12 protein-coding genes are annotated in these 12,366 nt (G+C 66.2%); 6 read left to right on the top strand and 6 right to left on the bottom strand.

What is annotated here, in order from left to right:
• Positions 1 to 21 precede the first annotated feature (21 nt).
• The 3 genes from meaB to CVM73_RS01350 all read left to right on the top strand — a co-directional run bounded on the left by meaB (position 22) and on the right by CVM73_RS01350 (position 3,156).
• A complete protein-coding gene (gene meaB / locus CVM73_RS01360; RefSeq protein ID WP_100230216.1) occupies positions 22 to 1,011 on the top strand; it encodes a methylmalonyl Co-A mutase-associated GTPase MeaB in 990 nt (329 codons plus the stop codon).
• Positions 1,008 to 1,664 (top strand): pyroglutamyl-peptidase I, encoded by a 657-nt coding sequence (locus tag CVM73_RS01355; RefSeq protein ID WP_100230215.1) that lies wholly within the window; start codon positions 1,008 to 1,010, stop codon positions 1,662 to 1,664. The genes meaB and CVM73_RS01355 overlap by 4 nt, the downstream gene beginning before the upstream one ends.
• Positions 1,665 to 1,785: 121 nt before the next feature.
• On the top strand, positions 1,786 to 3,156 hold the full coding sequence (locus CVM73_RS01350; protein WP_100230214.1) for a TIGR03808 family TAT-translocated repetitive protein: 1,371 nt from the start codon (positions 1,786 to 1,788) through the stop codon (positions 3,154 to 3,156).
• Here the strand turns inward: CVM73_RS01350 and CVM73_RS01345 are convergent.
• From CVM73_RS01345 to CVM73_RS01325, 4 genes are all read right to left on the bottom strand, one after another.
• Positions 3,153 to 3,788, bottom strand: coding sequence for a TIGR03809 family protein (locus tag CVM73_RS01345; RefSeq protein WP_100230213.1), 636 nt, complete (start codon positions 3,786 to 3,788; stop codon positions 3,153 to 3,155). The genes CVM73_RS01350 and CVM73_RS01345 overlap by 4 nt on opposite strands.
• A 583-nt stretch (positions 3,789 to 4,371) precedes the next feature.
• Positions 4,372 to 6,081: a S8 family serine peptidase gene (locus CVM73_RS01335; protein WP_100230211.1), complete on the bottom strand. Its 1,710-nt coding sequence runs from the start codon at positions 6,079 to 6,081 to the stop codon at positions 4,372 to 4,374.
• Between the two features lie 16 nt (positions 6,082 to 6,097).
• A complete protein-coding gene (locus CVM73_RS01330; RefSeq protein WP_100230210.1) occupies positions 6,098 to 6,793 on the bottom strand; it encodes a hypothetical protein in 696 nt (231 codons plus the stop codon).
• Positions 6,790 to 7,359 carry a sigma-70 family RNA polymerase sigma factor gene (locus CVM73_RS01325; RefSeq protein WP_024339775.1) on the bottom strand — a complete coding sequence of 190 codons (570 nt, stop codon included), beginning with the start codon at positions 7,357 to 7,359 and terminating at the stop codon, positions 6,790 to 6,792. The genes CVM73_RS01330 and CVM73_RS01325 overlap by 4 nt, the downstream gene beginning before the upstream one ends.
• A gap of 438 nt (positions 7,360 to 7,797) precedes the next feature.
• Between CVM73_RS01325 and CVM73_RS01320 the strand changes: the two genes are divergently transcribed.
• Together CVM73_RS01320 and CVM73_RS01315 are read left to right on the top strand one after the other, a co-directional pair.
• Positions 7,798 to 8,955, top strand: a complete 1,158-nt coding sequence (locus CVM73_RS01320; RefSeq protein WP_100230208.1) for a GGDEF domain-containing protein — start codon at positions 7,798 to 7,800, stop codon at positions 8,953 to 8,955.
• Positions 8,956 to 9,018: 63 nt separating this feature from the next.
• Complete coding sequence (locus CVM73_RS01315) at positions 9,019 to 10,119, top strand: DUF2336 domain-containing protein (RefSeq protein ID WP_100230207.1); 1,101 nt, start codon at positions 9,019 to 9,021, stop codon at positions 10,117 to 10,119.
• Here the strand turns inward: CVM73_RS01315 and CVM73_RS01310 are convergent.
• Entirely contained in the window at positions 10,116 to 10,754 is a 639-nt protein-coding gene (locus CVM73_RS01310; protein WP_100230206.1) for an NrsF family protein, read from the bottom strand. The genes CVM73_RS01315 and CVM73_RS01310 overlap by 4 nt on opposite strands.
• A 2-nt stretch (positions 10,755 to 10,756) precedes the next feature.
• Positions 10,757 to 11,302, bottom strand: coding sequence for a sigma-70 family RNA polymerase sigma factor (locus tag CVM73_RS01305; RefSeq protein WP_100230205.1), 546 nt, complete (start codon positions 11,300 to 11,302; stop codon positions 10,757 to 10,759).
• A 291-nt stretch (positions 11,303 to 11,593) separates the two neighbouring features.
• On the opposite strand from CVM73_RS01305, the gene CVM73_RS01300 reads away from it, so the two are divergent.
• Complete coding sequence (locus tag CVM73_RS01300) at positions 11,594 to 12,280, top strand: hypothetical protein (RefSeq protein WP_100230204.1); 687 nt, start codon at positions 11,594 to 11,596, stop codon at positions 12,278 to 12,280.
• The last annotated feature ends 86 nt before the right edge of the window (positions 12,281 to 12,366 follow it).

Genomic DNA, 12,366 nt, shown 5'->3' with positions numbered 1-12,366 from the left:
CTCGGCGTTGTAAAGCAGGGCATGACTGAGAAGAAGGCCTCGCTCGACATCAAATCGCTCGCCCGCGACCTGCGCGCCGGCAGTCGCGCGGCCCTCGCCCGGGCCATCACGCTGGTGGAGAGCCGGCGTGGCGACCATCAGGCGCTGGCGCGAGAGCTGGTGCAGATGCTGCTGCCCGACACCGGCAAGGCGTTTCGCGTCGGCATCACGGGATCGCCGGGCGTCGGCAAGTCGACCACGATCGATGCGCTCGGGACTTACCTGATCGAGCAGGGCCACAAGGTCGCGGTGCTCGCGGTCGATCCGTCCTCGGCGCGCAGCGGCGGTTCGATCCTCGGCGACAAGACGCGAATGGCGCGCCTCGCGGCCTCCGCTGATGCCTTCATTCGTCCCTCGCCGTCCTCAGGCACGCTCGGCGGCGTCGCGGCTAAGACGCGCGAGGCGATGCTGCTCTGTGAAGCCGCCGGCTTCGGCGTCGTGCTGGTCGAGACCGTCGGCATCGGCCAGTCCGAGACCGCGGTCTGCGACATGACCGATTTCTTTCTCGCCCTGATGCTGCCTGGCGGCGGCGACGAGCTGCAGGGCATCAAGAAGGGCTTGGTCGAGCTCGCCGACATGATCGCGATCAACAAGGCCGACGGCGACAATCTCAAGCGCGCCAAGATCACCGCGGCCGACTATCGCGGCGCGCTGCATATTCTCAGCCCCCGGTCCGAGCATTGGCATCCGCCGGTCGAGACCTATTCGGCGCTGACCGGCGACGGCATCGCAAAGATCTGGCAGAAGGTTCTGGATCACCGGAAGGCGATGAACGTATCAGGCGATTTCGCCGCGCGGCGGCGTGAGCAGCAGGTGAAGTGGATGTGGTCGATGCTGGAGCAACGCATGCTGGCGCGGCTGCGCAGCGAGGCTTCGGTGCGGACCAAGGTTCGCAAGATCGAGGCCGAGGTTGCCGATGGCCATCTCACCCCGGCGCTCGCCGCCGAGCAGATCCTGGAGTTGCTGCAATGAGCGACAAGCTCCGCCTTCTCCTCACCGGCTTCGGACCATTTCCCGGCGCACCCTATAATCCGACCCAGCCGCTGGTGGCGCGGCTGGCGCAATTGCGTCGGCCCGCGCTTGACGATGTCGAGCTATCGAGCCACATCTTCCCGGTCACCTATGCCGCGGTCGACCGCCAATTGCCTGACGTGCTCGCTGCGCAAAAGCCCGACGCGCTCCTGATGTTCGGCCTCGCCGCCCGCACGCCTTACCTGCGCATCGAGACCCGGGCGCGCAACGCCGTCACCATGCTCTGGCCCGATGCCGCCAACACCCGCTCCAGCAAGCGCGGCATCGCCGGCCATGCGGACGCGATGACGTTCGGCCCGCACACCGCAAGGCTGCTGCGCGCCGCGCGCCTCACCGGCATCGACGCGCGCGCCTCGCGCGACGCCGGCGCCTATCTCTGCAACTACCTGAGCTGGCGCGCGATCGAGAACGTGAGGGCGGGCGGGCCGAGGCTCGCCGCGTTCATCCATATTCCCCTGCTGGCACGCAGCGGCGCGGTGCGCCGCAAGGGAGCGCCGCGGATTACGCTGGAGGAACTGGTGGATGCGGGGGAAGCCATGCTGATGGAGATGGTGGGCTTGGCAAGGAAGGCAAGGAACACACCGGTTTCGTAGGACCTCCTACGGCACCGTCTTTGCGTAAACATTTAACCCTACCGCGAACAATCCTCACGGCCGCCGTCGCCCTGCGCTACCTAACTCCCGCGGACCTCCCGCGTCCGCCGAAGGACGCGTCATGGACCTCAATCGCCGTCATCTCATCGGGGCTTCGACTGCAGGCATTGCCGGTGCACTGGCCATGCCTGTTGACGCCGCGCGCGCGGCGCCGCTAACGTCCCTGCTCGGCCGCGATGCCACGCAATACGGCGTGCGGCCCGGCAGCAGCGAGGATCAGACCCGCGCGCTGCAGCGTGCCATCGACGAGGCCGCGCGGGCGAAAATGCCGCTGGCGCTGCCACCCGGCGTCTACCGCAGCGGATTGCTGCGCCTGCCGCACGGCACGCAACTGATCGGCGTGCGCGGTGCGACCAAGCTCGTCTTCACCGGCGGGGCCTCGGCGATCCAGTGCGACGGCTCCGATGCGATCGGCCTCACCGGTATCACCTTCGACGGCGGCAAGATTCCTTTGCCGACACGGCGCGGACTGATCCATGTCCTCGGCGGGCGCGACGTCCGCATCTCCGATTGCGAGATCACGAACTCGGGCGGCAGCGGCATCTGGCTCGAGCAGGTCGCCGGCGAGATCTCCGGGAACATCTTCACTGACATCGCGGTGACCGCCGTCGTCTCGTTCGACGCCAAGAGCCTCAGCGTTTCCCGCAACACGATTCTCGGCACCAATGACAACGGCATCGAGATCCTGCGCACCGCGATCGGCGATGACGGCACGCTCGTCGCCGACAACCGCATCGAAGACATCAAGGCCGGCCCCGGCGGCTCCGGCCAGTACGGCAATGCCATCAACGCCTTCCGCGCCAGCAACGTGATTGTGCGCGGCAATCGCATCAAGAATTGCGATTACTCGGCCGTGCGCGGCAACTCCGCCTCCAACATCCACATATCAGGCAACAGCGTCAGCGACGTGCGCGAGGTCGCGCTCTATTCGGAGTTCGCGTTCGAGGCCGCCGTGATCGCCAACAACACGGTGGACGGCGCTGCCGTCGGCGTCTCCGTCTGCAATTTCAACGAAGGCGGCCGCATCGCGGTGGTCCAGGGCAACATCATCCGCAACCTGATCCCGAAGCGGCCGATCGGCACCGCGCCGGACGACGATGCCGGGGTCGGCATCTACATCGAGGCGGATTCATCGGTCACCGGCAACGTGATCGAGAACGCGCCGTCCTACGGCATCGTCGCCGGCTGGGGCAAATATCTGCGCGATGTTGCGATCACGGGGAACGTGATCCGCAAGGCGCTGGCCGGCGTCGGCGTCTCCGTGATGCCGGGCGCCGGCACCGCGCTCGTCAACAACAACATGATCTCGGAAACGCCACGAGGCGCCGTGGTCGGGCTCGACCATGCGCGGGCGGTGACGTCGGATCTGTCGGCCGAAGGGGCGCAACGTTTCGCACAGGTGGTGGTCGGCGGGAATGCGGTGCGGCGTTAGAACGCGTTGCGCAGCAGCGGGTACTTCGCTTCCAGGCCGTCAAGGCTGAAGGTGAATTCGACGACGCGCTCGGGAGCAGCAACGATTTCAGTGGCGGGCGGGGAGAACTGCGGCAGAAGCGTTGCCAGCGCCGCGGGCGCGGCGCTCGGCGCCGTGGCAACAGGCAAGGTAAGCGGTGCCACCGCGGCGGGCGCGGCGGGCGGTGCGATTGGAGCAAGCGGCGCGATCGGGGCTGCGGTGATCTCAGCGAGCACGTCCGGCTTCGGATCGAGCCTCACCGGCATGGCGGTCTCGGGAGCGATGTGAACGGCCTTGGGCTGCACGGTCTGCGCGTGCTGCTCGCGCGGCGCCATGCGAGGCATCGTCGCCGGCGACCATCCGAATGCGGGCGTCACGCTCGCGGCCGCCTCGGCGACATCCCCGCCGGTTGCAAGCGCGCGCCACGTCTGGACGGCACGCTTGGCTTCCTGAATGTTTTCGAGGAATGCGATCTCGGAATGATAGCGGCGCCAGCGGCCGGTCTCGAACATCTCGGAGAGATGTTGCAGGCGCTGCTCGGCGAGAGCGCACCAGCGCGCCGCGATGTGGCGGTTGCCAGCCGCGTCGCGAACAAACTCTTGGCGATGTGTCATGAACCAGCCCGTCAGGAGAGAATACGGACGCGGGGACGCAACGCACACGAATCAATTTAGACGCGACATGAATATTTTGTGGAAAAGTTTTGACTTGTCCAGCAACGACACGGCATTCGTCATCAAACACCGTAGTCGCGCGGTGATTTTCCGTGTTTTCGAGTCAAGCTTCGCACAAGCATAACGGACTTGCGGCGCGTTGCGCGAGCGACGGCGACCACCGCCGAGGCAGTCTTCAACCGCAAGCTGAGCGAATGCGACGCTTCAAAAAATCGGACGCCCCGAGCTTCGGTTCTGATTGAATCAGAACCGAAGCTCTAGATTCTTGTTTTGACGCGTTTTCTTCACGCGAACCGGTATCCACTTCGCTCAAAAACGCTCTGAAAAGAAAAGACCCGTCCGGGGGGACAACCGGACGGGTCGAGCCATATGGGCGCTTGGGGTGGATGGGCGCTCGCGCCTGATATGACTGATGGGGAGGGATGACCGCTCCCACATCAGTTGGTCGTGGCAGCTGGCTGAACGTTCAATGCGGGGTTCGCTTTTTTGACCTTCGGCCGCTCGCGCATCCTTGTCGCAGCCGCTATCGGCTCGCCGGCCTATCTGCCTGAGAAACCGCGGATTTATCGTCCGCGCTCGAGAGCGAGGGTTGCTCGATCGCGCGAACGCCAGGCTCGTCGCGACGCTTGCCTGCGTCTTCACGTTTTGTTGTACCGGAGGCAGCGGCAACCGGCGTCGCACTGTCAGCGGGAACAGCCGTGACCGCGGCAAACGCGTCGGCCTGACCGTCGCCGAAAAGGTCGTCACGCCCGGGTGAGCCGAGGTCGCGCGCGGTCTTTGCCAGCGTCATGCGCAGCGCCTCCGGCTTCAGAGCGTAGTTGCGCTCGAGCAGCAGCGCCGCGACGCCGGAGACATAGGCGGCGGAGAACGAGGTTCCCGACGTCATCTGATATTTGCCGTCGGGTGCCGGCAGGAAGATGTCGACGCCGGGGGCTGCGATCGCGATGTAGTTGCCGCGGTTGGAGGCGGAGAACAGCCTGTCCTGCTGATCCGTCGCGCTGACCGCAATCACATTGGGATTGGCTGCCGGATAGAGCGGCGGCGATTTCGCGCCGGCATTGCCGGCGGCCGCGATCAGCACGAGGCCGCGCGCGGCCGTCGCCGCGATCGCGCGCTCGATCACCGCGTCCTTTGGACCGGCAAAGCTCATATTCACGATCTGCGCACCGTGCTCGGCGGCGTAATTCAGGGAGCGCAGGATGATGTAGGACGAGCTCTCGGCGCCGCCATTGGCGCCGCCGAAGGCCCGGATGGCGATGATGCGCGCCTCGGGCGCGCTGCCCATCAGACGGGCATGCGCCACGATGGCACCGGCGATGCCGGTGCCATGGACGTGCGGCCCCTCGGCACTGCCGAGCGCATCGAAATTGTCGGCGACGGAATTGGCGAGTTCGGGATGCTTGGCGTCGATGCCGGAATCGATCACGGCAACCGTGACGTTGGCTCCGTGCGCCAGCGCATGTGCCTGCGGCAGGCGGAGCTTTGTCAGCGCATATTGCGCGGGATCGCCCTCGGTCGTCCCCGACGATTTCTGGTCCTGCAGCAGGTAGCGGAAGTTCGGCTGCAGCGAGCGCACGCTGCCGTCGGCCGCGAATTCGCGCCGCACCGTCTCGTATGGCCGGCCGTCGGTGATGCGGAACAGGCCGAACGTGGCTCCGATCAGCGGGAAGTTCTCGGAAGCGACGCGGGTCAGGCCGTGGCGACGCGCCAGCTCGTCGGCCTCGGCCGACGACAGCGCACCGTCGATCTCGGCGACGAATTCGCCTGCGAGGCTGCGCGAGGTCACCGCGACCTGTGTGTTGTTGCCACGCCCCTTGCCGGCGCTCTTCTTGCCCGATTTTCCGGTGCCATCGCCGCCTGCATTCGGCTGCGCCAGGCATTCGCCGTCGGCGCTGCGATAGGGCGCGGTGCAGGCCGGATAGAGGTTCGGCGAGTAACGCGCATAGGGCAGCACCGGCGTCGATCGTACGCGCGACGACGTGGTGTGGGGAATGGTCGCCATCGTCCGCGGGCCGCGGTCGACGCTGACCGCACGCGCAGCGACACTGGGGCTGACGCGGGCAATGCTCGGAGTGATGGTCGGCGTGCGCGAGGGAACACTGATCGTAGGCGTACGCATGATCGCCTGCGCCTCTGCAACCTCGGCGCCGAAACAGGAGGCAACCAGAAGCGCGGCCCCGACCGATGAAGCGTAGGCCCCGGCACGCACCCTGCTCTCGGACTTGCCCATCATCGGCTCAACGGCGCGCCTAGGGCGCCGCGACGGCGAGGTTGACGAACTTCTCGCGCTGCATCCTGGCGAGCAGCGAGGCGAGCTCGTCCTGGCTCATCGCCCGCTCGAATTGGAGGCGGAACATGCCGCCCTTGGCGTCACCGATGATCGAAGCCTGGTAGCTGTCGAGCAGCGCGGTGATGTCGGCGACGCGTGCCTCGGGCGTGAAGCGCACCAGCGCGCGCGCCGGCGCGGCGGTGCTACCGAGTTCGCGTGTGATCGGCGCGCTGGTCGAGAGCGAAGCCGTCTGGAAGGTCGCCGGCTGGTTCTTCATCAGCACGGCGCCGATGATTCCGGCTTGCAGCACGAGCGCGACGGCGCCGAGGCTTGCGGACCACGCCAACGTGCGCGGCGACAAGCTCGCGAAGAAGGTCGAGATGCGCGCCGACAGCGGCAGCGAGCCGCTCGCCCGCGCCGGCTCGGCGTCGATCGCGGCGAACAGCTTCTGCATCGCGCGCGCCGACGGCGCGCCCAGGCTCTCGTTCAGATGGATGGTCTCTTCGTACTCGCCGCGGATCGCGGCATATTGCCTGGCAAGCTCGGGATCGCGCGCCAGCGCTTCCTCGACACGGCGCGCATCGCGCGCGTTCAGCGTGCCGGCGGCGTGCCACGGCAGCAGCAGTTCAATTTCACTGGGCTCTTGCTCCAGCATCTTCTTGCTCAACGCCATCATGGCCAGCCTCGCTCAACGCCGGCTGCCTTCAGCAGTTCGGCCAGTTTCTTGCGCGCATAGAACAAGCGCGTCTTCACAGTGTTCTCCGGGATTCCGACGATTTCGGCCACCTCTTCCACGGACTTCTCGTGGTAGTAGACGAGATCGACGATCTCCCGGTGTTCCGGCGAGAGGCCCGTCAGACACTCCCGCAACGCCTCACTGGTATCCTTCTTCTGCACCACCGTTTCCGGATCGTCGGACGTATCCTCGATCGCGTTGGCAGCTTCTTCGTCCAGTTCGAAATCCTTCCTGCGCCGGAGCGCAGACAGGGCCTTGAATCGGGTGATTGCCAGCAGCCAGGTGGAAACGGCGGATCGGCCCTCGAACTTGCCGGCTTGACGCCAGACGTCGAGGAACACCTCGCTGATGAGGTCTTCCGCCGCCTGCTCGTCCCGCACGAGCCTCAGTCCGAACCTGTAAACCCTGACATGGTGCCGCCCGTACAGCACCTGCATGGCGAGCCGGTCACCTTGAGCGATCCTGGCGATCAGGATCTCGTCCGAAGCCGCCTGTGTCACACTCAATGGCCGTCTCGCAAAGTTGGTCGGGTCGATGCGGCGGACGGTTCGACGGGGGGCGCAAAATTGTTCAAGCTACCGCAGTCATACGGGAAGCTGTGTGAGCTACCCCACATACAGGCATTTTTCTTGTCCCACCCGCGGCGGTCTGCGGCGTCAGTCCAGATCGGTAACATAATACTAAGATATTTCCCTGCGGAGTGCCTATCCGGCACAGGCGGCCCGGCCAAGTCCGGTTCCATAGCAGCCCTGCACCACGTTTGTCGCGCCAAGCCCTGCTTTGGCTCGACCACATCGCACACGATACGTGATCGCCGGTTAAATTCTCGCGCTGGCTGATCACCTTGTTCCGTGCTGCACGGTTCGGATTCGATTTCAAAGGATACCAAACCTAAAGGCTTGCCACGTAGATTTTTGCGCTGATCATCCACCATTGGCAGGACCATGAGCACGGCCGCGACGTCCTTTCCCGAGAGGAATGCCGCAAAGGTCGCGGATCTCGTCCTCGCGCCCGAGACGACGGCTCCCGAAGTCAGGGCACGACGGGCCCGGCAGCGCCGCCAGATGTATATCGGCCAGGTCGCGAGCTACTCGCTGGGCGCCTCGGTCCTGCTGCTCTACGCCTATGACGGCACGATCTCCATGGGCGTTCCGTCGCTGTTCTGGCTCGGCGGCCTCCTGATCATCGGGACGTTCACGGTGCTGTCCGAAGCCGGTTTCGGCGACCGGTTCGAGGATCATTACCTCACCGTCTATCAGATCTCGGCGCATATGGCGCTGCAACTGGTGTTCCTGCTCGCGGTCCCGACGGTCGGGGTGGCGTTCCTCGCCGTGTTGTTTCTGATCTTCGCGTTCGGCACGCTGCGCATGACGTCGAGCCAGGCAATGCTCACCTGGGGCCTTGCCACCTGCGGGCTCGTCTTGGTTTTCCTCGGATCGGACCTGCCGATCGGACTGCCGGTCGCGACCCGGCTGCAGCGAACCGCCTCGATGCTCTGCTTCGTGCTGGTGATCGGCCAGTGCGCGTTCCTCGGCCTGTTCGGCGCCACGCTGCGCAAGATCCTGTACCGGCGTAGCATCGAACTGAAGGCCGCCTATCGGCGCATCGAGGAACTGGCCGAGCTCGACGAGCTCACCGGCTCCTATAACCGCCGCTGCATCATGCGGCTTCTCGACGCCGAGATCGACAAGTCGCGGCAGGCATCCACGCCTTGTGCGATCGCGCTGATCGATCTCGACTGGTTCAAGCGCATCAACGACGCCCACGGCCATCCCGTCGGCGACGAGGTGCTGCGCACCTTCGCGATCACCATTTTCGCCAACATCCGCACCGCCGACAGTTTCGGCCGCTACGGCGGCGAGGAATTCCTGCTGCTGCTGCCGGACACGTCGGGCGACGCCGCGCGCCACATGCTCGAGCGCTTGCGCGGCATCGTCGCCGATCTCGACTGGAGCGCGTTCTCTCCGGGCATGCGGGTGACCATTTCCGCGGGCGTCGTGACGCTGCGCGACGCCGATACTGCCGACACGTTTCTCGCGCGCGCCGACAGCGCGCTCTATTCCGCCAAGGCGCAAGGGCGCAACTGCATCGCAACGAGCTGACCAATCCATTCTCCTCCGGTGCGACAGAAGCCGCCACCGGGCCGAACGCTCCAGGACAGGGCAATGAGTTCCAAATCCGCAAGACCATCCGAAAATCTGCTCGAGGAACTGCAGGCTGCCCTCTCGCACGGCACCGTTGCGCGCCGGGTCGAGACGTTGCGCCGCGTCACCGATCTTTTCGTAGGCAACGCAGTCGACTATTCCGACGACCACATCCGCGTGTTCGACGACGTGTTCCAGTGCCTGATCGAGCAGATCGAGACGTCGGCCAGGGCGCTGCTCGCCGAACGCCTGGCGCCGATCGCGGCTGCGCCGCCGAAGATCATCCGCACGCTCGCGCTCGACGAGGTCATCGAGGTCGCAGGACCCGCGCTGTCGAAATCGGAACGGCTGGACGAGGCCACCCTGATCGAGATCGCGCGCACGCGGGGCCAGGCGCATCTGAAGGCGATCTCGCTGCGGCGGGTTCTGTCGGAAGCCCTGACCGACGTACTGGTGACACGCGGCAACGAGGACGTCGTGCAATCGACCGTCGGCAATCCCGGCGCTCGGCTCTCCGAGCAATGTCTCACCGATCTCGTCACGCGCGCCGAACGCGACGACCACCTCGCCACCTGCATCGGCTTGCGGCCCGACCTGCCGCGCCATCATTACCTGAAGCTGGTTGCGAAGGCGTCCTTGACCGTGCGCCGGAAGCTGGAGGCCGCGCATCCGGAGCTCGCGGACGAAGTGTCAAGCGTGGTGCAGCAGGCGGCCCAGCGGGTCCGCACCGCCGCCATGACCAGGCAGACCGAGATGGCGCGCGCACTGGTGAAGTCGCTGCACGAGGACGGCCGCCTCAACGAATTCCAGGTCACCGCCTTTGCCGAGCAGGGCAAGTTCGATGAGACCAATGCGGGCCTTGCGGCGCTCGCCGGCGTCGCGGTCGAGACCGCCGAGACCATGATGATCGAAAGCCGCACCGAAGGCGTGATGATCCTTGCCAAGGTCGCGGGCATGCAATGGTCGAGCGTGCGCGCGATCATCGCCATGCGCGAGAAGCTATCCGGCGGGTCGCAGACCGACATGCTGGCGCTGCGCGACACCTACGAGGCCCTGCGCAGCTCCACCGCGCAGCAGGTGCTGCGCTTCCACCGCATGCAGAACGCGACGCCGGCGGCTTAATACCGCAACACCCTCGATCCAACCGCCGCGCCGATCGCCGTCACCACCGCGGTCGCGAGCGTGTACCAGGTCGCGACGAACAGCGGGGAATCGTCGGTGCAGTGCGAGGCGTAGAGCGTCGCAGCGAGCCCGGCCGACACCAGGCCCGCGAGCGCTCCGGCAAGCGCAGGGTTGGACGGCGCGCCATGGCGAAGGCCGAACAGTGCCCCTGCGAGCAGCGGCAGCGACATCGCGGGGATCGCCATCAGGCAAGTCCTGGAGTTCTTGCCCATCAGCCGCATCGTCATCGGCATGGCCGGGGCCAGCATCGCCTCGCTGCCGATCGCAACCGCAAGCAGGCCGACGGGGAGCAGCAGCAGCCAGCCCCAGCCGCGCAGCAGGGCTTCGGGACGCGACAAATGCAGGCTGACGATGATGGCGGGGATTGCGAGCGACAGCGTCACCGCGAACTTCATGTCGAAGAACGGATTGCGCATCGCGCTCATCACGTCGGCGCGCACGCCGAGGAACGTCGCAAAGATCAGGATCGACAGCGGCGCGGCGACCAGCAGCGCCATGGTCAGCACGGCGCCGACGCGTGGCGCGCGGCGGGCGTTGTCGGCGGCGAGCGAGCGAATGAGTTGATCGGTGTCCATGACTAGTGGTCCCGCAGTTTGGCCGTCAGCGCCGCAAGTCCGCGGTGCAGCGCGACCCGCACCGCACCCTCGCTCATCGAGAACTTTGCCGCCGTATCCTTGATCGAGGCAGCCTCGACCGCGATCGATTGCAGCACGTCGCGCTGACGCTGCGGCAGGGTGCCCAGTTGGGCGGCGACCTCGCCAGCCGAAGCGGTCTCCTGCGGCGCCTCACCTGGCAGCGTCTCGGCGAAATCGTCGATGTTGACGAACACGCGCTTGCCGCGCCGGCGGAGCGCGTCGATCAGCTTGTTGCGGCCGATCGCAAACAGCCAGGGCGCGAAGGGGGCTTCGCTGTCCCAAGTGTGCCGCTTCAGATGCACCGCCAACAGAATCTCCTGCACGATATCCTCGGCCTGGTCGGGAGGCTGACCTGCCCGCGCCAGGCCGCGCCTCGCGGCGGCGCGCAGCACCGGCGTGACTGCCTTCAACAAGCGATGATATGCCGCATCATCGCCGGCCATGGCCGACCGCATCAGGCCGGTCCATTCGTCCTCACGTCCGCGCACCCGCGCCCCTCACCATGCAATTCGGCCGCTCTTTCAATTTGTTACGCGGGGGCCGGCCATATCACGAATTCGTGATCTGGACCCGGACCTCGCGACCGGCGCGGCCGCAAACATCGGCGACGGCTCATAACACCGATCGGCGCGTCCCGCATCGGGCGGCCAGCCGCGGGGGACGGTTTGCCCCGTTTTTGCCGGGTGTAGCCCGAAGATTCCCATTTTCTGCCCCGCTGTCGTCACGCCCCAGGGTCTCTGTTCGCTGCCGGGACGGGCGGAATTGGGGAGATCGTCAACATGATGAAAACCAGCGCGCGCGCGGCCCTGATTGTCTTGGCCGGGCTTTTCTTGCTGTTCGGGGGTGTTGCACAGGCGGCCCCGAGTTCGGCCGCGAGCAGTAAAGCGGACAGCGCAGACAAGCAGGCCGACACGGCCAAGCACCGGCGCCACGACGCGCGCCGCACCAGCAGCAGCAAGACGACGCAGAAATCCGACGACAAGGCCGACAAGAAGGACGCCGCGGCCAAGACCGACGGCGCCAAGACCGACAGCGCCAAGGCCGACGAGGCCATGAACGACAAGACCGACAGTCAGGTACCGGCGTCGAGCCAGATGCCGCCGGAGGTCGCCAACGCCAATGCGCAGCTCGCCGCCGATACGCCGACTGCCGCTGCCGCCTCCGCAATGACGAACCGCGCCAACGACAATGTGCAGGCAGCAGCCGATAATACCAGCGCAGCGAACCCCGAGAGCCAGGTCGTCGCGCCCGATCAGCTCAACGACATCGATCGCGCCGTGCAGGAGAACCCGCTGGCGCAGAAGGCGGTGATTGCCGCAACCGAGGCGCAGCCACGGCCGGCGCCGGTGATGGCAAGCAGCCAGCAGAGCTCGGCCTGGGACCAGAGCTCTCTGATCGGCAAGATCTTCATCGGCGTCGGCACGCTGCTGACGCTGGCGTCCGCCGCGCGGATGTTCATGGCGTGATTGCTGGCCGATTGGCGGCCTGAGAACTGGCCTGGCGGACCTTGTCCGGAACGCGCCTTTCGTCGCGTTCCGGCGGCCTGTACCCC

The sequence above is a fragment of the Bradyrhizobium forestalis genome (genome assembly GCF_002795245.1).
GTDB lineage: Bacteria > Pseudomonadota > Alphaproteobacteria > Rhizobiales > Xanthobacteraceae > Bradyrhizobium > Bradyrhizobium forestalis.
Note: the sequence above shows the minus strand (reverse complement) of the source record. Positions and strands in the feature narration are given on the sequence as shown.